Consider the following 19,973-nt stretch of genomic DNA (forward strand, 5'->3'; position numbering starts at 1 on the left):
CGCGCGGCCTCGATCTTGACTTCAAATTTAGACCTCAGCGAATGGGGCGATGCGTTCCCCGACAACCGGGTTCTTGGCGCCGCCACGCTCGACCGGCTACGCCACGGTGCCTATCGCGTCGTCATCGAGGGCGAGAGCTTCCGCAAGCCCAAACCGATGCCTGAAAACGGCGAAAATGCGGTTGCCAAATCCGGCAAAAAACCGCATTCTTGAACCCCTTCGAAATCGCGTTTCGGGGCCACTCTGAGTGGCCTCATTATGCCGATCATCCCCGGCTTGATTACGCCGATCCGTGACACGGGGTCTTGCCTAAGGGGTGAATTGCCGTCAATTCCGGCGGAGCAAGATGGGTATCCGGATCCCGCTGGTATTTAACCAGCTTGTATTCCAGCTGGAGTTCTTCCAGCAACCAAGTTATACGGCGCGATCGGGACGCATTACGGTGATGTACTTCGATCATCGACTTGGCCTTCAGATAGTGAACGTTTTTAACCGCGCGTCTGAACGTCTCGACGCGCGAACATAAATGGTCTTCTAGCTAGCCTAGAAGCGCAGCAGCACCTTGCCCTTGCGCGCACTTTTCTCACTCGCCGCTGCCGCCAGCGCCGCATTCTCAACGTCGAACACGGCTTCCACCTGCAGCTTCAACTCGCCGGAGGCAGCCAGTATCAGCAGTTCGCCGATCATCCGCGCCTTATCGGCACCCGACGTGGCCTCGGAAACCTTGCTGGCCCAGAAGCCCTTGACGGTTGCCTGCTTGAAGATCGCGTCGCCGGAGTTCAAGCGCATCGGTTGGCCGGACATAGCACCGAACGAGACCAGCGTGCCGCTTTCGCCGAGCAACCCCAAGACGTCGCCGCTCGCCTCGCCGCCCACCGAGTCCACACCCGCCACGAGCGGTGCGTCGCCAACGATCTCGCGAACCCGATTCTTCCAACCGTCGCTTTCGGTCGAGACCGCATTACCGATCCCGATTTCGGCAAGTTCGGCAATACCGGCTTCGCGTCGAACCAGGTTGACCGCATGGATACCGCGCGCGTTGGCCAACATCGCCAGCGTCTTACCGACCGCGCCGTTCGCCGTGTTCTGGATGAACCACTGTCTGGGCTCCAACTGCAGATACTCCAGCAACATCACGGCACTCAACGGCATGGCAATCAGCTGGCAACCAACTTCATCGCTGACCGCGTCCGGCAGAGGGATCACAGCAGCTGCAGGCGCCAGCACGTAATCGGCCCATGCATTCGTGAATGCCCGCCACCACCACCCGCTGGCCGACTTTGACGCGTTCGACACCCTCGCCGACCGCGTCGATCACACCGGCGACTTCCGTGCCACCCACGGCCGGCAGCGACGGCTTGTAGCCGTATTGACCGCGAATCGTCCACAGGTCGTGATTATGAATCGGCGACAAGGTTGATTTGATTCGTACCTGACCCGCGCCGGGATTCGGCGTGGGACGTTCAGCGACATGCAGCACGTCGGCGGGATTACCGAAAGACGAATAGATAACGCTACGCAAAATAGATCTCCTGGAACATACGATGAGGGGTGACTGCACGTTCGCGCGGCGTCAGTGCTTCGGGTCGAGAAGCTTCAACAGCGTCTGGGCCGCACCTTCGGACGAAGCGGGGTTCTGCCCCGTGACCAGGCATCCGTCGACCAGTACGTGGCTTTGCCAATCCGGCCCCTTGCTGTAGTGGGCGCCGAGCCGCCGGAATTCGTCTTCGATCAGGAACGGCACGACATCAGTGAGTTGCACCGCAGCCTCTTCGCCGTTCGAAAAACCAGTGACATGGCGGCCTTTGACGAGAGGACTTCCGTCCTGGGATTTGACCCGGCGCAGCACGCCCGGTGCGTGGCAGACGAACGACATGGGCTTGCCTGCCTGGTCGAAGGCCTCGATCAATGCGATCGAATCTGCACTCTCTGCCAGGTCCCACAATGGGCCGTGACCACCGGGATAAAACACCGCGTCGAAATCGGCTTCAGTGATGTCGGCGAGCGGCGTGGAGTGCGCCAGTTGCGCCTGCGCCTCCTTGTCAGCGCGGAAGCGTTCCGTTGCGGGCGTCTGGGCCGCCGGCGCGTCGCTCTCGGGGTCGAGCGGCGGCTGACCGCCAGCGGGCGAAGCGAGTGTCAACGAGGCGCCGGAGTCCTTGCAGGCGTAGTACGGGGTCGCGAATTCCTCCAGCCAGAAACCGGTCGGCTTGCCCGTGTCGCCGAGGCGGTCGTGAGACGTCAAAACCATCAGGATTTTCATGCGTATGCTCCAAGGTCAAGAGGGATTGCGCCAATGAGGCGCCGCTGCGGGAGGTCGCGGAAAAATCAGGGTGCGCGAAGCACGCTCTGGGTGACGGCCATGGCTTGCGCCATTGCGCTGCCGTCTTTGCGAAGCTTGGTGACGAGCGCGGCCCCCAGCCACATCTGATAGAGGAGTTCGGTGGCCTCTTTGGCGCGGATCTCGACAGAGAGCGAGCCGTCGGCCTGGCCTTCTTCGATCGCGGCGGCGAGGCGGACCATCAACCGGTCCACACCGTCGCGCAACACCACGCGCATCTCATCGGACAGGTCCCCTACTTCCGCGCTCAGTTTCACCACCAAACATTTTTCGTCGCCATGCTGGTCGAGTTGCTCATGCTGCCACTCGGCCCAGTAACCCAGCAGCTTGTCGCGACCGCTCAGGCCGGGCTGACTGAACAGCTCGGTGAGCCGCGCGTTGTAGTCGGCGATGTACTGTTGTAGCAACTCGCTGCCGAGCGCTTCCTTTGAGCCGAAGTAGTGATAGAACGAACCTTTGGGAATCTCGGCGGTGCTCAGGATCTCATTCAGGCCGACCGCGACAAAGCCTTTACGCGCGATTAACGTGCGCCCGGCGTCGAGGATGTGCCGGCGAATGTGGGGATGGCTAGCTCCCATAGTCGTCGCATTATTAGATAATTAGACCAGTCGTCTAATTAGACTTGTCATGTATGGTTAGCGGAGTAATTGATCGATCGGCACAACCTTGCGGGCAAGCATCAGGGCATGCCGTCCCTACGCTAGACCCCGTGACGCCGGTGCAAACTTGCGAAGTCGACATCACTCCATGAAGTACCCGGTGCCTGCATGCGCCCCGCTCTTTGCTAAACCTCAGTGACGGCCAACCGGTACTGGCCGTTGATCCGTGTGCGGGTCCATTCGTACTCGTCCCACACAGATTTCACCGCACCGGCATCAACACCCTCCCCGCAGGAGACGTCAGCCTAATCTCTGTTTATACAGGACGGCCAAGTGCAGGCTCATGCCCTCCTAATCGCCTTGGGCGACGAATCCCAGAAATTTTCGACAAAATGTTCGTCGGCATGTCCGCGTTTTTCCGCTACTCATCAGAGTGCTGAGCATGTGAGGCAATCATGTCCAGGTGGTGGCAGTTTATTGTCCCGCGGATTTATTTCCCCTTTCAACAGCACTACTTTTTCCCATGACATGTTCAATACTTCAAGTCAGCACCAAGGCCAATCAATTTAGACGATGCACTTGGATGTTGAAGAAGGGCCGCCGTGGTCTGCTTTTGCGGCACCACCCTTTCGCCAAAATGATCGGCATCGTCTGACGCTTGAGCTTCTTGCGAACTGCTCGCCAGCAACCAGTTGATGGCCGCTACACAAGTTGTCCCGCTATCGCGGCTACACTACCAACAGCCAGTTTGAAGGCTCCAGTAGCTCGCCGAATGGTTGCCAGACGATCAAGCGTCTGCCCAGATGATAGTTAAAGTCTCGCCGCTTCTCCGCACACGTACAGGGAAGATATCTCATTGATAGAGAGGACCCACAGCTAGTGTCGTGAGTTATAAATTCGTTGCATTATTATCCGCCCCGTTCCGGGAGGACGAAATGCTGTTTGAAAAGCCTCTCCGATTCACGTAACCCTTCCTCGGTAAAGACCACCGACTTCGTCTTGTTGACCGGGTCGCAGATAAAGCCCTTTTCGTAGAGGCGATTCAGCACATCCCAGTCGAAGCCTTTCCACGCGCGGCAATGATCGTGCAGGGTCAGGTGGAGAAGCGCCAGGGCGACTTCGTCGATTGCGTCGGTATTGATGTTCATGGCACTCATCCCGCGACCTTCTGAACGCGCATACAAAACCGCTCGAGGCTGGCCAGGATCTCATCGGCCGACTTGCTCCAGATGAGCGGCCGGGGATTGGCGTTATAGACGTCCAGATAATGCCGGATTGCATCTTCGAGCTGGCGTGTTGAACGATGCGTGCCGCGTCGGAGGTACTTTTCAGTGAGCGCGGCGAACCAGCGTTCGACCTGATTGAGCCATGACGCCGAGGTGGGCGTGAAGTGAACCTGGAAGCGGGGATGGCGAGCGAACCACGCCTTGATCGAGGGTGTCTTGTGCGTGCCGTAGTTATCCATCACCAGATGCACATCCAGGTGGGGCGGCACACTCGCTTCGATGGTGCGCAGGAAGCGCAGGAATTCGCTGCTGCGATGGCGCCGATGCACCTCGCCGATCACTTCGCCAGTGGCGATGTCCACTGCTGCAAAGAGCGTAGTCGTGCCATGGCGCATGTAGTCGTGGGTACGTCGCTCGGGGATACCGGGTGCCAGCGGCAACATCGGTTGCGTGCGGTCCAGTGCCTGGATCTGGCTCTTCTCGTCCACGCACAACACCATCGCCTTGAGCGGAGGGTCCAGGTACAGTCCGACGATATCACGCACCTTGTCGACGAACAGCGGATCGCTGGAGAGCTTGAATGTTTCCTGTCGATGCGGTTGCAGTCCGAAGGCGCGCCAGATCCGCGTGACCGCCGTCTGCGACAGATTCATTTCCCGAGCCATCGTGCGTGTGCTCCAGTGGGTTGCCCCCGTCGGCACGGACTCGAGTGTCTTCGCGATAACCGCGTCGACACGCACATCATCGATCGTCCTGGGTGCCCCGGGGCGTGGCGCGTCAAGCAGTCCGTCCAGACGGTCTGCGACAAATCGCGCGCGCCATTTCGAAACGGTTTGCTGCGTAACCTGCAGTTTCGCCGCAACCGTCTTGTTGTCCATCCCTTGGGCACAGGCCAGCACGATGCGCGCTCGCGACGCCAACGCCTGCGCTGTCTTGCGCCTCATCGTCAGCGCCTTCAGTTGCTCGCGTTCCGATTCGCTTAGCACGAGCTCCCCTTTGGGCCGTCCACTCATCGTTGCCTCCGCGTATCAAGTGCTACACAGAACACTTTAGTACGTGATTGGCATCATTCAATGAATTTTTAACTCAGGACACTAGCGTGGGAGCGAATTAACGCCTCGAGCGGACGCCCCGACGGGAGCCCACTGATTTCAGAACTCGTCTTCCACGAACGCCATGAGAGGCCCAGATCCCGTTTTAACCGTGCGGGAAAAATGCTCGGCCTCGGGCAAGACTCGCGTAAAGAAGAAATTAGCGACCTTCAGCTTTTCGCTCGCCAGTTTCTGATCGCCACCTTCACCGAGGGAGAGCGCCGCACGCACGATTTTCGCCCAAGCGAATCCCATTGCGACCAGTCCGAACAGCTGTAGATAGTCGTGGCCCGCTGCGCCATTCAGGTGTGGGTCTGCCTCAGCGCCCGCCCTTATGAAATCTGTTGCCGATCGCAGGTTCTCAAGGGATGTCTGCAGTTCGCGGGCAAATTCTGGACGCAGCTCCGACATGCCAGAAATCTCTTCCTTCACTAGCGCGAAGAAGCTGGCGACCGTGCGGCCCTCGTTCAACGTGATTTTGCGGCTGACTAGATCGAGCGCCTGGATTCCGTTCGTTCCTTCGTAGAGCGGAATGATCCGGCCATCCCGCACGAACTGCTCGACTCCGGTTTCGCGGATGTAACCGTGACCTCCGAACACCTGAACCGCCGCATTTGTCGCCTGGAAGGAACGATCACTGAAGAAAGCCTTAAGAACCGGCGTCAGCAGTGCGAGAAAGTCCTCGCATTCCGACCTGACCGCTAGGTCAGGATGTTTGTGCTGGCGATCTAGCTGAATGCCGGCCCACAACCATAGTGCACGAGCACCGTCCACGAACGACTTACCAACAAGCAGATTGCGGCGCACGTCAGCGTGGGAAATAATTGGCACCGGCGACGCCACGGCCGCCGCGCCCATGCCACGTCCCTGCCGCCTCTCCAGCGCATACGTTCGGGCACATTGCAATGCCGCCTCGGCCAACGCCACGGCCTGGACGGAGACACCAAGCCTGGCCGTGTTCATCATCGTGAACATCGCCTTCATACCGCGGTTAGGCTCTCCGATGAGCCAACCTGTCGCGCCGTCGAAAACCAGACTCGCCGTTGCTGATGCACGGATTCCCATTTTGTGTTCGATGCCGCTGCATTCCACCAGATTTCGCACCGACCAGGTTTTATCCTGCGCCTGCAGCGATTTTGGCACTGCAAAAAGAGAGATGCCCTTGATGCCCGCCGGAGCGTCCGGAAGCCGGGCCAAAACCAGATGCACAATATTTTCCGACAGATCGTGCTCACCGCCCGTTACAAATATTTTTGTTCCGGTCACGCGGTAGCTGCCATCACCCGCGGGCTCCGCACGGGTCTTCAGGAGGCCAAGGTCCGAACCGCAATGGGGCTCCGTCAAGCACATCGTGCCTGTCCAACGCCCGTCAATCAAAGGCGGAAGGAACCGTTGCTTTAGATCCTCGGATCCGTGGGCGGTAATTGCGTTGATGGCGCCCTGGCTCAAACCGGCATAGGTCCCAAAAGCCATATTGGCCGCGCAGACCATCTCTCGCAAAATCAAGCCGACGACGTGTGGCAGCCCCTGCCCGCCGTACTTTTGCGACGCCGTCAGCGCCGGCCACCCACTGTCGCGATAGAGAGCGTAAGCACCCTTAAAGCCCTTGGGAGTTCGAACCTGACCGTTCTCCCATACACAGGCCTCTTCGTCTCCACTGCGGTTCAAGGGGGCCAGTTCTTTCTCTGCCAGGCGCGCTCCTTCGTTCAGCACTGCATCGACTAGCACAGGCGTTGCATCCTCGTATCCTGGGAGGCTGGCGACCGCCCCCGAATAGTCAAGGACGTGCTCAAGCAAAAACGCGTATTCGCGCAATGGCGCAGTGTAGGTTGGCATCGACATTAGCCTCAGATGTGTTGCGGCGGTCCAGGAGGACAGCCGACCGGTGAAGCGGGGCAGGATCCGGCTCCAGAGACGCCATTTGTACGCGCTGACTCCGGCGGCGCAGCGATCAACGCCCGCGCTTCCTTACGCGGCGACGCATCCTTATCACGACCGTTGCGCGGTGCTGACATGAAAGCTCTGGAAATTCTGCCACCAAACTTAACACTGATTATATTGAACCAATCTAATCTCTGTCAAGATTGAAAAGGTCAACGCCGGTCACCAATTCTGCTCATCTCCGGTTGATGCGACTTTGCAACCGCGGCGACCCCCTCCATGTCGGTTGAAAAACCGTGCGGGGGCACCCTCCTACTCGTCTCTCGCGCTTGTCGGCATGAAGGTGTCGGCGGCGACAAGTGAGAGTCACGGCGCATCCGCTCGCATGAGAGCCCGTCGATGGGCACTTTCTGGCAAGCAGACGAATTCAGCGCATTCAATCTGCGTGACCGGACGAGGAGAGTTGCGGTGAGCCGCCGCGGCTTGTAGCACCGCAGTGGATAATTGTTCAAATTGGACGGCTTGGCTCACGCGCAACGATGGAATTCGAAAAGTGTGATAGGCACCACCCGTCGTGGAGCAGCATCAGTGGCTACTGAATGCCGCAGGCGGCGAGGCCGGTCCGTGGCCTCAAGCACGCATTTCTCGCGATTTGACTCCATGGCGACGAACGTCACAAGCATTGAAGTTCAAAAACGATGATGCTTAAGCGTGGTCATCGCACCTGCACGACGCTTGGCAGATTTGTTCACGTAACTGAAATAAGATGGCCAGTCGGCCCCCGAAGTCGGTGTTTGCTTGTCGACTGCATCCCAAGACACCGGACTCGTGCCGGACGGCAGCGTGATTTGTAGCTGGTCGTGGACCGGCGCTCGCGCCGGCGACGTAAGTACGAGCCAAAGCCCAAACTGCATTGGTAGCAGAATGCAATACGATGACCCCAGCAGGTGCAGTGCCTTGCCAGGCGGGCCCTACGATCCAAGATCGTCTTCGGCTGACCATTGTCTACACTCGCGCCGCGGACCGGTTAAAAGTCATGCGTTAAGGACGCATCTCATCCAACTAATTATTCAGTCCCGCTTTATCAAGGCGTCTTCTGCATGCCGCAAGAAGCTCGGGAATCGTCGAAAGGCTTAGGAATTTCAGACTATGCGTTGCATCAATGGTTTTCAGTTGGCCTGCATTACTAACCACCTGATGCACATGAAAATCTGCCGCCGCTCGGTGCAGCGTCAATGCCCGATGTCATGATTGCCCGCGCGAACAAGTTTTTCTCGTAACGATTTCATCATCGGTTGACGTACCGGCGCCGAGTACGTGTTCGGTTATCGTCTTTTTTCGCAAACAAAAAGAAATAGTTAAACCGAGCCAGACGGCCCTCCTGCTGCTCCACGAGCTCGCCGCGCAGTCCAATGAGGCTCGCGGTTGCTCTGCGCGCTCAACATCGCCCGCCCACACCCCGCCGTACCGCTCGACGCTGGCGGTCCAAGGATGCACGCAAACCATGGCGAGTTCAAAGTCGGCCGTTGTCAAAGTAGTTGTCGCCTCGACAATTAAATTTCAGGCGGCTTTTCGCTCCTGGTAGCGGGATTGTGGAATGACGCCATCGTCGTCGGTCCGATCCGGATTCAGATGCACGGCATGTATGCGCTTCCAGTTGCGGGTGGGGCCTTTCCAGCGCAGCGGATTACGCTGCCGCGCAGTCTCGTAGAGTGCTGCACGTCGATCCAGGATGTCCTGATCGAGATTGGCATGACGCAGGGCTGGCGTCACGAACCGGATCGCGCTGTGACGATGTTCGTGGTTGTACCAGCGCACCAACCCGGCAACCCAGGTCCGCGCGGCGAACAGGGTATCGAACGCCTCCAGCGGATAAGCGGGCCGGTACTTCAGCGTTTTGAACAGCGATTCCGAATAGGGATTGTCGTTGCTCACGCCCGGACGACTCAATGACGGCATAACGCCCAGCGCCTGCAAGGTGGCCAGCATCTTGGCACCCTTCATCGGACCACCGTTATCGGAATGCAGAATGACCTGGTTGGGCGGTATTGCTTCACGCGCACAGAGATCCTTGAGTACCTCGCTGGCCTGGGCGCTGCTCTCTTCGGCATAGACCTGCCAGCCGACGATCATGCGGCTAAACACGTCCATAAACAGATACAGATAGAAATACTGCCCACGAACCGCCGCCGGCAGGTAAGTGATATCCCAGCTGTAGAGCTGGTTCGGCGCGTCGGCACAGATCGCGCGTGGCTTGCTGCGCACGGTCGTCGGGCGTTCACTGCGCCGGTGTGCGAGTTGCTTCTCCTCGCGCAGTACCCTGTAGAAGGTCGATTCCGAGGCGATGTAGCGTTGCTGGTCAGCCAGGCGTGGAACGATCTGGCTCGGCGGCAGATGACCGAATTCGGCTGAGTTCGCGACAGCCAGCAATTCGGCACGTTCGGCAGCGCTCAGCTTGTGAGGTGGCTCAAAGCAGCGTAACGAGCGCCCATCCACCGCGTCAGGCTCTGCGCCCTGCCAGCGCTGTACCGTCCGTGCGCTCAGCCCCAGCACCTCACACGCGCGTGCCTGGCGAGCACCGCCCATGGTCGCCTCGCTGATCAAACCAATCAATGTCTTGCGCTCTTCGAGGGCCGTCATTCGGCCTCGTCCCCGAACAGCGCACGATACTTTTTTTGCAGCACCAGCAGCGCTGCGGCTTCAGCCAGCGCTTTCTCATTGCGGTTCAATTCGCGCTGCAGTTGCATATTGGTGTGCTTCAGTTCACGGACTTCCTGGGCGCTCTCGCGCCGGCTTCCTGTCCCGCCGGCGGCGCAGAAGTCCGCGCGCCATTGCTCGAGATGATGGACAAACAAGCCCCGTTCACGACACCACGCGTTCAGGGCCTCGTCGACCAGCCCATGGCTCTGCTGCAAGGCCAGCAGGCGCTCTTCCAACGACCAGTCTTCCGGACGTTTTGCGTGTCCGGATCCATCGCCCCGGGTCGACGCAGCGGCACCTTTCATCCAGTTCTTCAAGGTCATTACGTTCATGTTCAATTCATCGGCCACGGTCCGATGGTGCGACTTCCGCGGTGAAAGACCTTCAATAGCGCCCGCTCTTTAAACTCGACAGAATACGTTTGTTTCACCTTCAACTTGCACCTCTGATCTCTCTAAATCAAGAAAATTCAGAGGCGACATCTATTGTGACGCAGGGGGAAGTTGAGTGAACAAAGTTCAGACATACGCGTATCTCGACAAGTCGGTTGAGCTCCATCGTGCCGTGCACTGCTGCTTTGGGATTAGAACCGTTCCGCTGCCAACGCGACCCCCATCCCGCCCCCGACGCACAACGACGTAAGGCCCTTCTTCGCGTCACACCTTCGCATCTCGTGCAACAGCGTGACGAGAATTCGACAACCCGATGCACCGATAGGGTGGCCAAGCGCGATTGCCCCGCCGTTAACGTTGACCTTGGATGTATCCCAACCCATGAGCTTGTGCACGGCCAGCGCCTGAGCAGCGAACGCCTCATTGATCTCAAGCAGATCGAGGTCGCTCGCGTCCCAGCCCGCGCGTTCCAGACAACGACGCGAGGCAGGAACCGGGCCTATGCCCATCACCTTCGGATCGACGCCGGCGTTCGCGTATGCCTTGATGCGTGCGAGCGGTGTCAGCCCGAGCGCTTCCGCTTTCTTCAGCGACATAACGAGCACTGCGGCCGCGCCATCGTTTAGGGCCGACGCGTTCGCGGCCGTCACCGTTCCTTCCTTGGCGAAGGCTGGCCTCAGACCGGCGAGCGATTCAGCGGTCACACCATGGCGCACGAATTCGTCTGTAGCGAAGCGCTGCGGTTCGCCTTTGCGTTGCGGAATCTCGACCGGCACGATTTCGTCGTCGAAACGTCCTGCTTTCTGCGCGGCTTCCGCCTTGTTCTGCGAGAGCGCCGCGAACGCGTCCTGCCGCTCGCGCGTGATATCGAACTCGCAAGCGACATTCTCCGCCGTCACGCCCATGTGATGCTGGTTATACACGTCCCACAAGCCGTCGACTATCATTGAGTCGGCAAGCTTCGCGTCGCCCATGCGGAAGCCGTCGCGCGAGCCCGGCAGCACGTGCGGAGCGGCGCTCATGTTTTCCTGACCACCAGACACAACGATGTCGGCCTCACCCGCGATAATCGCGTTTGCCGCGAGCATGACAGCCTTCAACCCCGAGCCGCACACCTTGTTGATCGTCACGCCAGGCACCTCCTCGGAAAACCCCGCCGCCATCAGAGACTGGCGCGCCGGATTTTGCCCGCTGCCTGCTGTCAGTACCTGCCCCATAATGACTTCGCTGACGTGGTCGGGCTTCACGCCTGCACGTTCAAGCACCGCGCGGATCACCGTTGCGCCCAATTGCGGCGCTGCAACTTTCGCAAGCGAACCGCCAAACTTCCCGACACCGGTGCGCGCGGCGGAAACAATCACTACTTCACTCATGGGGTAGTCCTGTGCAAACAAAGAAAAAGATAGGCGGCGATCTGCTGTGCAGAGCGCTGTTGGGTCTGAACGCAAACCGACGGCTTAAAGTTGTTTCTCTTGCAACGCGCTCAAGGCATTCAGATCTGCCTGCAGCATGACCGGGATATGCTCCTGCAAGAAATCAATCCACGTCCTAATCTTTGCATCGACATAATGACGCGACGCGTAGAGCGCATAGATCGTCATCCTCTGCAGGGAATAGTCATGCAATACTGGTACGAGCGAGCCGTTGCTGAGCGACGGCAGTGCGGTGGATATCGGTAAGGCGCCAATACCTATCCCCGCCCTGAGCGCAGCGGCGAGGGCGTCTGCGACGTTCACGTGGAACGGCGCAGTAGGCAATGCAAACGTCTCTGAGCCACTGGGGCCCTCGAACTGCCAACGCCCTAGCGGAAAAAATGGCGTCGCAATTTGAAGGCATACATGATTCGAAAGGTCCGCTATGATGCGTGGCGTGCCCCGCTTTTGCAGATAAGTGGGCGCCGCGCAAAGAATGCTGCTTGATTCGCCAAGTCTTTGACTAACCAATCCTGAATCGGGCAGATCACCAACCGCTAGCTGCAGGCTTACGTCATAGCCGTCATCAAGAAGGTCGGGCAGGTGCTGCGACAAGGTTAAATCCACGGAAACGGATGGAAAGCGTTGCTGATACTGCACGACAGCAGGCGCAACATAGTACTGTCCGAACCCAGACGTGGCGTGCACGCGCAGTTGACCTGCCGGACGAACGTGTGCGCCGGCCGCTTCGGCCTCTGCCTGATCTATATACCCGAGAATATGTTCACAATGACGAAGGTAGCGATCGCCTGCTTCTGTTAAGGCAGTCCGGCGGGTGGTCCGATTTAGCAGGCGGGTACGCAAGTGGATCTCTAGATCAGCGACTGCGCGAGAAACGGCACCGGTCGTCGTGTCGAGATGCCGCGCGGCCTCGGTAAAGCTCCCAGCTTCGGCGACACGGGCAAATATTCTCATGTTTTGAAGTGTATTCACGGTGTTTTACCTTATTTTGTGTGCGTCGCCAGGCTAAGAAATAATTGCGCAATAAGCTCGAAGTTTCGGCCATTCTGTCGACGTTGCCTGCAGACTAGCAATCAGTCGATATGCCTTTGCCAGACTGCGAAAACGCCGGCGCAAATGGCCACAATCATCATGAATCTGAACCCGTCGAGTGCGGTGAGAAAACTCGCCTGTTGGGTGACGATCCGCTGGACGCTCGCTAGTGCAGCCAAGTGCGCCTGCCCCGGTGACTGACCGCTGGATATAAACCGTGAAGCGAGGACTTGCGCAGTAGCCGCATAGTTAGGGTTGTATGGGTTGACCCATTCTGAAAGTCGCGATTGATGAACTGCCTGCCGGTGCTGCTCGACGATGATGACCGATGCAGTCGCGAACGATATCGTCAGCTGCCGCACTATGTTCTTCAAACGATATCCGTGCGAAAACTCTTCGATCTGAAAGATGCGAAACGTCAGGTTTGCCACTGGAAGAACGATGAAGAGCAGCAGCAGACCGCGCAACAACAAAGGCAACAACAATGCGTCCTGGCTGACGTCTGGCGACATCCTCGTCATCAGCCAGGAGAGCACTGCGGCAATGGTGAATCCGCAAACCACAAGCCACTTCTTCCGCGTTATCAACCTCGAATAGCGAAAATAGGCGAACAGAGCACACGAGGATAACAGCGACGTCAGGCCCACGAGCCGCCCTGCGTTCTCAACGGGATATCCAAGCCCCCCTTCCAAGAACCGCGAAACGAGATAGCTAAGCCCGGTCGACTCATAGTAGTAAAACATGTAAAGGACGAGACCGATCTGGAAGGTACGTTCTTTCAGCGCGTTCAGCCGCACGAGCGGTGTCGGATGATTCCACTGGTGATACGCAAACCACGCCAAGGCCGCAAGCCCTGATATGCACAGAATTACAAGCAACGGCGACGCTGTAAAGAGCTCAAATCGTACGCGCTGCATGACAATTTGCAGCGCGGCCTGAGCAAAAGCAAAAGCCAGGTAAGGAGCAAAATGCGCACTTCCGCGTTCTGCCTGAGGCACCTTCCGCCGAGGCGGGCACGCTAAACGCCGCAAGGGCGGCGAACGCCGCCGCGAACGGCGCGGTGTATACGAACAGTGCGCGCCAGTCCAGATGCGACACAAGGAAACCGCCGACAAGCGGCGCCAGCGCGCTGCTCACGACGATAGATGCGAGGAATAACCTGATCGCCCCGGCGCGTTGCTGCGATCCGAAGTTGTCCTGAATGAGGATCCGGCACGCACCCATCATCGGCCCGATGAAGTAACCCTGGAACCCGCGCGCCAAGGTTAGCTGGAATGACGTCTCACAAAAAGCGCACGCTACGGCACCAACCCCGTATAGCAGCATGCAGCCTGATATGTAATATCGGTTACCTAACCGGTCAATCCACCACTGTTGCTGGACCACCCCAAGCACTGCCCCGACGGCGTAGCAACTGGACGACCACACCAGCTCGTCGGGGGAGGCGTTTATGCCGCCTGCAATATAGCTTACGAAGAACGAGAAAATGGAGTTATCGAAGTAGTCAAGACCTGTCACAAGCGCAAGCACAAGCGGTAGCGTATTCTCGGGCAAGGAAACGGGTTTGGTCGCGAGCGAGGTCGTCATGGTTTACTTCGCGCGAATAGATCCGAGCGATGAAGAGTCTTAAAAGTACTTGCCTGTTGCTAGAGAATACTGTTGAAAAAGTCGCCGTATGGCGTTTGTCACTCGCTGGCGAAAATCGTCCACCCAGACCAACCTGCAAACCGTTCACGCTCATCGGTCGAGGATAGGAAGACCCGAAAACCTTCGAGAGACGGTCTACGACTTTTCTAACAGCACCGGAGCGGCGCATACTGCCAACTCTTTCGGCCGCCAGGTGATCCGTCCGGACATGGGAACACAGTGCCGCTCAGGCAGCGCTGAAACCTAGACACGCGCAATCATTCGGGTTCGACGTTTCGCCGCCGTTCGATGGATGTGGCCTTCGCGCACCTTTGGTGTTCCTGCCAGCCTCTTGCCATTCCGGACATCATCAGAATTACTCCGGCCACCTGGTCGATGGGCCGGCTCGGCGCAGGCTAGCAATGTTCTCCCGCGTGGCGCGCCGCCCCAGCGCTCTCATCCTGATCGTCAGCGATAGGCCGGAACCCGGTCACAAATAACCGTGCAGCCTGCTCGATAAGCCGACGGTCACGGCCGATTACCTCTGCCAGGACCGGCGAGGTACGCTGGTCGACAATCAGATTCGCAAGCCCATGGTTAAGTGCCAGTAGCGTCGCGGTAGCCTCTTTTGCATCAACATGCCGAATGTCGTAATCGGCGATCATCTCTTCTACCCGTGCAGCCAGGGCCTCGAAAGCCTCGGTGGAAGCATCAACAAGCTCCGGATAATCCTCTTTGCGCTGAACCTGGGTACCGTACATAAGGCGAAACAGGTTTGGCGTCTCTCTCGCAAACCGGACGTACCCGGCAGACAAACCACGGACGCGCCTTTCGAGCGAGTGATGTTTTATCGGAGTCGTCCGCAGAACCGCGCCCGCCCGTCGGAACCCCTCGGCGGCAAGCGCCGCCAGCAACGCGTTCTTGTCCGCGAAGTGATGGTAGGGAGCGGCCTGCGACACGCCCAGTTGACGGGCGAGCAAGCGCAGGCTCAGTTCCGCCGCCCCGTGTTCCTCCAGCAGTTCAAGCGCGCCCTCAATTAACGCTGGCCTCAGGTTGCCGTGATGGTAGGCCGCTTTAGGCTTGCGCGAACCGCTGGCTTTTCCAGAAAGGCCTTGGGCCGTCTGGTCGTCGGCATCTGCAGTGGCACGCTTGGAGGTCATATTTTGAACCGGTTTCTCAAGAAAATTTAGCCGCGTGGCTCGGGTCCGAGCCACGCCTGAACAAACGCCGATGGCCCGCCAAGGAATATAGCGGTCGGTCGCTAAGCGACCACATTCTATTCGAACGCGTGAGCCTTACTGCGAGCGTCTCACGCCACCGCTTCGGCCCGCGTCACCTGACCTGTCCAGCACCTCCGCCTAACGAGGCATTTCCAACGATACATGCCCAGGCGCAAAAAAACAATCTTGACAGTGATCAAATTCGAGTATCTAATCGCTGAAAGGATTGGTGCCGCTGCGCACCCCGGCGACCGCCCACAACCTCAATGGAAGAGACAGAAAATGAGCTATCAGGACATCATCTATGAAAAGATCGGCCACGTTGCCCGGCTGTGGCACAACCGGCCGGCGATGCGAAATGCCGAAAACACCAACCTGCTGGAAGAACTCAATTCCGCTTTAGGCGAAGCCGAGGCCGATCCAGATGTCCGCGTGATCATCCTCGCAGGCAAAGGGGGCCACTTCTCAGCCGGTCACGACCTTAAGGAGGGGCGCGAGCTTCGAATCGGATTCGGCGTGGAGCAGCGCTGGGAGTACGAGGAACGGTATTACTTCAACTATTGTCTGAACGTACTGAACAGCAGCAAGCCGACCATCGCTCAGGTCGACGGTGCATGCATCGCGGGCGGCTTCATGCTCGCCAACATGTGTGACCTGATGGTCGCATCCGAAGACGCGTTCTTTGCCGACCCGGTGGTTCATACGATGGCGGTCGCCGCGGTGGAGGTGCTGATTCACCCATGGGTGCTGGGTGCGCGCAAGGCCAAGGAGATGCTTTTCACCGGACAACGTCTCACGGCCGCCGATGCACTGGCCGCCGGGATGGTCAACCGTGTGGTCCCTGTGGCGGATCTGGATGACACGGTGCTGCAGATGGCCAACCGCATTGCCGAAGCTCCCACCTTCGCCCTGAAGGTGCTCAAGAAGTCTCTCAACCGAACCTTTGACATCATGGGCCGCGAAGCAGCCCTGAAAGCTCACTTTGACACACACCAGCTCAGTCACTTTAGTGACGAAGCAAACGCGTTCAAAGCGAGCGGTGCGACCCATACGATCAGGCGCGACGCGTCCGGGCAATCAACGAACGTATGAGGTCACAGCCCATGAGCGCTCAGCCTTGGATCAAATATTACCCGCCCGGAGCTCTCGACGAGCTCGGGATGTCGGGACGCCGGCTGCCGGACCTTCTGACCGATGCGACCGCGAAATTTCCGACCCGCACCGCTCTTACAACGTCGACTGAAAGCTGGACGTTTGAACGCCTGGCTGCGGAAGCGCGCAAGTTCGCGGAGGGTTTCCGCAGCGCTGGCGCCGGTCAGGGAGCTCGCGTCGCCATCCTGTTGCCCAACATGCCCGAGTACGTCGCGGCGCTGTTTGGAACCTGGATTGCCGGGGCCGCAGTCGTGCAGGTTAATCCGGCCTACGTCGCACCTGAGATCGAACGCATTCTTGCGCATTCGGGCCCATCAGTTCTGGTGACTACGCAGGAGCAGATGCAGAAGATGGCCGACGGCGGCGTCAAACCAGACATGACTGTTTTCCTGGTCGGCGACTCGGGCGGCGCTGCTGTGGTGCCCGTTGAAGCCGTTGATGCGTGCGCGAAGGGATTAGAGTGGCCAGATCTGCCTTCCCACGTTGCAGTTCTGCAGTACACCGGCGGGACGACCGGCATGCCGAAGGCCGTCATGCTTAGCCATGAAAACATCCTGTCCAACATTGAGCAGCGACTGCGATTGACGTTCAAAGCGATGCAGGTGCCGGTTGCCGCGAAAATCGTGAATGCGCTGCCGATGTGCCATGTGTTCGGGCTGACCTGTGTGACATTGATGGGCGTCTCGACCGGCATGAACCAGTTGATCGTTCCGCGCTTCCAGGTCAGGACGGTCCTTGAATTAATCAGGGACGCCAGGCCGTTCGCTTTCTTTGGCGTGCCAACGATGTACGCCGCCTTCCTGAGAGAGACAGACCTCGAAGAATTTGGGTTGGACCGTGTGCCGGTGTTCAACTCCGCGGGAGCGCCGATGCCCTTGGCTCAACTCGCCCGGTTTGAATCACGGGTGGGTGCCAAGGTGCTTGACGGCTTCGGCATCAGCGAGGCGTCCCCTACTACGCATACAAACCCGACGTTCCTGACGCGGCGGGCCGGCAGTTCCGGTATCCCCGTGCCCTTTACCGAGGTGAGAACGCTCGTGCCTGGAAGCGATGAGCTTGTCGACGTTGCGCCCGGAGAGCCGGGAGAACTGGCGATTCGCGGCCCGCAGATCATGCAGGGCTACTGGGGTGACCCGGAACTTACTGCGCACACGCTTAGAGACGGCTGGCTGCTCACGGGGGACCTCGCACGCATTGACGCCGACGGTTACCTGTACATCGTCGGCCGGCTCAAGGAGGTCATCGTCGCGAGCGGCTATAACGTGTATCCGGCAGAAATCGAACGTGTCATCGCGCAAGTCGAAGGGGTCGCCGAAGTTGGCGTTGTGGGAATACCGGACGAGTACCGTGGCCAGACCGTCAAGGCAGTGATCGCGGCGGTTCCGGGTGCAACGATAGACAGGGACGCGGTCATTGCGCGTTGCAGGGCAGAACTTGCACCGTTCAAGGTCCCTACCGTACTGGAAATCCTTGAAGAACTGCCTAAAACGGCTGTGGGAAAAATCGACAAGCTTCGGCTCACGCCGCCCAAATCATCCTCCTGAATGGACCCGGACATCATGAATCTTGCAGATTTCGACCTCACCTCAGATGCACGCACCGTCACCCGGCACAAACTGGGCAACCTGCTTCTTATCGGTCTGAACCGGGTGCCAAAGCGCAATGCGTTTGACCTCGACATGCGCGAGCAACTGACGCTCGCCTACGGCGAAATGGAACGTGACAAAGACGTTCGCTGCGCCGTGCTATATGCCCATGGCGGCCATTTCACTGGCGGCCTTGACCTTGCGCAGGTAAGTGATGCGTTGCAAGGCGGCAATGGCGGCATCCCTGAAGGCGGCGTTGACTGGCGGGGCTTCTTTACTGCTCCGCGCAGCAAACCGGTGGTATGCGCGCTGCAGGGATGGTGTCTGACACTTGGTATCGAGATCGCACTGGCCACCGACGTCCGCGTCGCGGCAGAGGACACGCGCTTCTCGCAGATGGAGGTCAGCCGCGGAATCTATCCTTTTGGCGGGGCAACCATCCGGTTCCCGCGCGAGGTAGGCTGGGGCAATGCAATGCGCTGGATCCTGACGGGTGAAGCATTTGACGTCCAGGAGGCGATGCGAATCGGTCTGGTCCAGGAAGTCGTGCCGACCGGGAGCCAGTTGCAACGTGCGGTTGTTATTGCGCAGTCGATTGCGGCGCAGGCCCCCCTGGGCGTTCAGACAGCACTGCGCTCCGCCATGCGGGCGGCTCGCGAAGGCGAAGTAGCTGCGGCGGCAAATCTGGTCCCGGATCTGGTGGCATTGCTCGAGTCTGAGGACGCGGCCGAAGGACGTCGCTCGTTCGTGGAGCGGCGCCCGGCGAATTTCTCCGGACTGTGACCTTCAGCATGAGAAACGTAACGCTGGACATCGAGGGACGCGTGGCGACGGTGACGCTGCGGCGACCTGACGCAATGAATGCCTTGAACCGAACCACCAAAGAGGCGCTGCTTGCCGTTCTCAAGGACGTCGCGGCGGATAGGAGCATACGCGCCGTTGTGCTGACCGGTGAGGGCCGCGCGTTCTGCGTCGGACAGGACCTAAACGAGCTCCGCGCCGATCTGGATACCTGCGGTGCAGCGGCCTGGGAGACGGTGCGAGATCACTACTCGCCTGTCGTCAAGCTCATCGCCACCATGCCCAAGCCTGTGATTGCCGCCCTTAACGGCGTTGCGGCCGGCGCTGGCGCCGCATTTGCGCTGGCGTGTGATTACAGGCTTTCGTCAGCGACCGCGTCAATCAACTTCGCATTCGCTTCAATAGGACTCAGCGCCGACTCTGGAGCCACCTGGACACTTCCCCGACTCGTCGGAACGGCGCGGGCCAAAAGCCTGCTGATGCGCCCCGGCTCAGTTGATGCAACCGCCTGCCTGGAGTTCGGACTCATCGACGAGATTGTTGAGTCCGATCTGCTCGCCAACCGTGCGGCGGCCCTAGCCGCAGAATTCGCGGCAGGACCGACATTGGCTTACGCTGCAATCCGCCAAGCGCTGGTCTACTCGGCGAGCCATAGCCTCGACGAAACACTGGCGCTTGAAGAGCATTTTATGAGGGAGACGGGCACCTCTGGCGATCATCGGGCGGCAGTCGAATCGTTCTTTGCCAAACAGAAACCAATATTTCGCGGGCACTGATACTTAAGTTGGTCAGATACGCATAGAAATGTTCCTAAGTACAACTATCTGTACAGAAGCATGGACGTCCTCGCGCTAACTCATTGAAGGCGTAAATCGGCTCTACAGAGTGCGGTGTAC

18 protein-coding genes and 2 pseudogenes are annotated in these 19,973 nt (G+C 58.9%); 5 read left to right on the forward strand and 15 right to left on the reverse strand.

What is annotated here, in order from left to right:
• The coding region (locus HHL24_RS40390) for an ATP-binding protein (protein ID WP_169486729.1) at positions 1-213 on the forward strand (213 nt) is incomplete at its 5' end.
• 85 nt (positions 214-298) lie between these two features.
• Here the strand turns inward: HHL24_RS40390 and HHL24_RS40395 are convergent.
• The 15 genes and pseudogenes from HHL24_RS40395 to HHL24_RS40455 form a co-directional block, all read right to left on the reverse strand.
• Positions 299-460 (reverse strand): annotated as a pseudogene (locus HHL24_RS40395) (glutathione S-transferase); the annotation flags it as partial.
• An 83-nt stretch (positions 461-543) separates the two neighbouring features.
• Positions 544-1,206, reverse strand: coding sequence for a zinc-binding dehydrogenase (locus HHL24_RS40400; RefSeq protein WP_329606825.1), 663 nt, complete (start codon positions 1,204-1,206; stop codon positions 544-546).
• Positions 1,175-1,522 (reverse strand): alcohol dehydrogenase catalytic domain-containing protein, encoded by a 348-nt coding sequence (locus HHL24_RS44405; RefSeq protein ID WP_230417785.1) that lies wholly within the window; start codon positions 1,520-1,522, stop codon positions 1,175-1,177. The genes HHL24_RS40400 and HHL24_RS44405 overlap by 32 nt, the downstream gene beginning before the upstream one ends.
• 51 nt (positions 1,523-1,573) lie before the next feature.
• Positions 1,574-2,260: a type 1 glutamine amidotransferase domain-containing protein gene (locus tag HHL24_RS40405; RefSeq protein ID WP_169490875.1), complete on the reverse strand. Its 687-nt coding sequence runs from the start codon at positions 2,258-2,260 to the stop codon at positions 1,574-1,576.
• A gap of 65 nt (positions 2,261-2,325) precedes the next feature.
• Complete coding sequence (locus HHL24_RS40410; RefSeq protein ID WP_169490876.1) at positions 2,326-2,916, reverse strand: TetR/AcrR family transcriptional regulator; 591 nt, start codon at positions 2,914-2,916, stop codon at positions 2,326-2,328.
• 929 nt (positions 2,917-3,845) lie between these two features.
• Complete coding sequence (locus tag HHL24_RS40415; protein ID WP_169490877.1) at positions 3,846-4,085, reverse strand: DUF6429 family protein; 240 nt, start codon at positions 4,083-4,085, stop codon at positions 3,846-3,848.
• Positions 4,086-4,090: 5 nt separating this feature from the next.
• Entirely contained in the window at positions 4,091-5,176 is a 1,086-nt protein-coding gene (locus tag HHL24_RS40420; protein ID WP_169490878.1) for an IS630 family transposase, read from the reverse strand.
• A 138-nt stretch (positions 5,177-5,314) separates the two neighbouring features.
• Positions 5,315-7,090 carry an acyl-CoA dehydrogenase C-terminal domain-containing protein gene (locus tag HHL24_RS40425; protein ID WP_169490879.1) on the reverse strand — a complete coding sequence of 592 codons (1,776 nt, stop codon included), beginning with the start codon at positions 7,088-7,090 and terminating at the stop codon, positions 5,315-5,317.
• 750 nt (positions 7,091-7,840) lie between these two features.
• A complete protein-coding gene (locus tag HHL24_RS45240; RefSeq protein WP_169490880.1) occupies positions 7,841-8,137 on the reverse strand; it encodes a DUF1254 domain-containing protein in 297 nt (98 codons plus the stop codon).
• A gap of 558 nt (positions 8,138-8,695) precedes the next feature.
• The gene (locus HHL24_RS40435) at positions 8,696-9,775 is read right to left on the reverse strand and encodes an IS3 family transposase (protein WP_407947554.1); all 1,080 of its coding nucleotides are present in this window, start codon (positions 9,773-9,775) and stop codon (positions 8,696-8,698) included.
• Positions 9,772-10,167: a transposase gene (locus HHL24_RS45245; protein ID WP_407947555.1), complete on the reverse strand. Its 396-nt coding sequence runs from the start codon at positions 10,165-10,167 to the stop codon at positions 9,772-9,774. The genes HHL24_RS40435 and HHL24_RS45245 overlap by 4 nt, the downstream gene beginning before the upstream one ends.
• A 251-nt stretch (positions 10,168-10,418) precedes the next feature.
• On the reverse strand, positions 10,419-11,600 hold the full coding sequence (locus HHL24_RS40440; RefSeq protein ID WP_169490881.1) for an acetyl-CoA C-acetyltransferase: 1,182 nt from the start codon (positions 11,598-11,600) through the stop codon (positions 10,419-10,421).
• Between the two features lie 84 nt (positions 11,601-11,684).
• Positions 11,685-12,632, reverse strand: a complete 948-nt coding sequence (locus HHL24_RS40445; RefSeq protein ID WP_329606826.1) for a LysR family transcriptional regulator — start codon at positions 12,630-12,632, stop codon at positions 11,685-11,687.
• A 101-nt stretch (positions 12,633-12,733) separates the two neighbouring features.
• A pseudogene (locus HHL24_RS40450) lies at positions 12,734-14,279 on the reverse strand (MFS transporter).
• Between the two features lie 455 nt (positions 14,280-14,734).
• The gene (locus HHL24_RS40455; protein ID WP_169490882.1) at positions 14,735-15,478 is read right to left on the reverse strand and encodes a TetR/AcrR family transcriptional regulator; all 744 of its coding nucleotides are present in this window, start codon (positions 15,476-15,478) and stop codon (positions 14,735-14,737) included.
• Between the two features lie 342 nt (positions 15,479-15,820).
• On the opposite strand from HHL24_RS40455, the gene HHL24_RS40460 reads away from it, so the two are divergent.
• The 4 genes from HHL24_RS40460 to HHL24_RS40475 are packed head-to-tail and all read left to right on the forward strand — an operon-like array spanning position 15,821 to position 19,853.
• On the forward strand, positions 15,821-16,630 hold the full coding sequence (locus HHL24_RS40460; protein WP_169490883.1) for an enoyl-CoA hydratase: 810 nt from the start codon (positions 15,821-15,823) through the stop codon (positions 16,628-16,630).
• An 11-nt stretch (positions 16,631-16,641) separates the two neighbouring features.
• Entirely contained in the window at positions 16,642-18,234 is a 1,593-nt protein-coding gene (locus tag HHL24_RS40465; RefSeq protein ID WP_169490884.1) for an AMP-binding protein, read from the forward strand.
• Between the two features lie 15 nt (positions 18,235-18,249).
• The gene (locus HHL24_RS40470; protein ID WP_169490885.1) at positions 18,250-19,059 is read left to right on the forward strand and encodes a crotonase/enoyl-CoA hydratase family protein; all 810 of its coding nucleotides are present in this window, start codon (positions 18,250-18,252) and stop codon (positions 19,057-19,059) included.
• A gap of 8 nt (positions 19,060-19,067) precedes the next feature.
• Positions 19,068-19,853 carry an enoyl-CoA hydratase-related protein gene (locus HHL24_RS40475; RefSeq protein WP_169490886.1) on the forward strand — a complete coding sequence of 262 codons (786 nt, stop codon included), beginning with the start codon at positions 19,068-19,070 and terminating at the stop codon, positions 19,851-19,853.
• Positions 19,854-19,973 lie beyond the last annotated feature (120 nt).

It is taken from the genome of Paraburkholderia polaris (assembly GCF_012927345.1).
Classification (GTDB): Bacteria; Pseudomonadota; Gammaproteobacteria; order Burkholderiales; family Burkholderiaceae; genus Paraburkholderia; species Paraburkholderia polaris.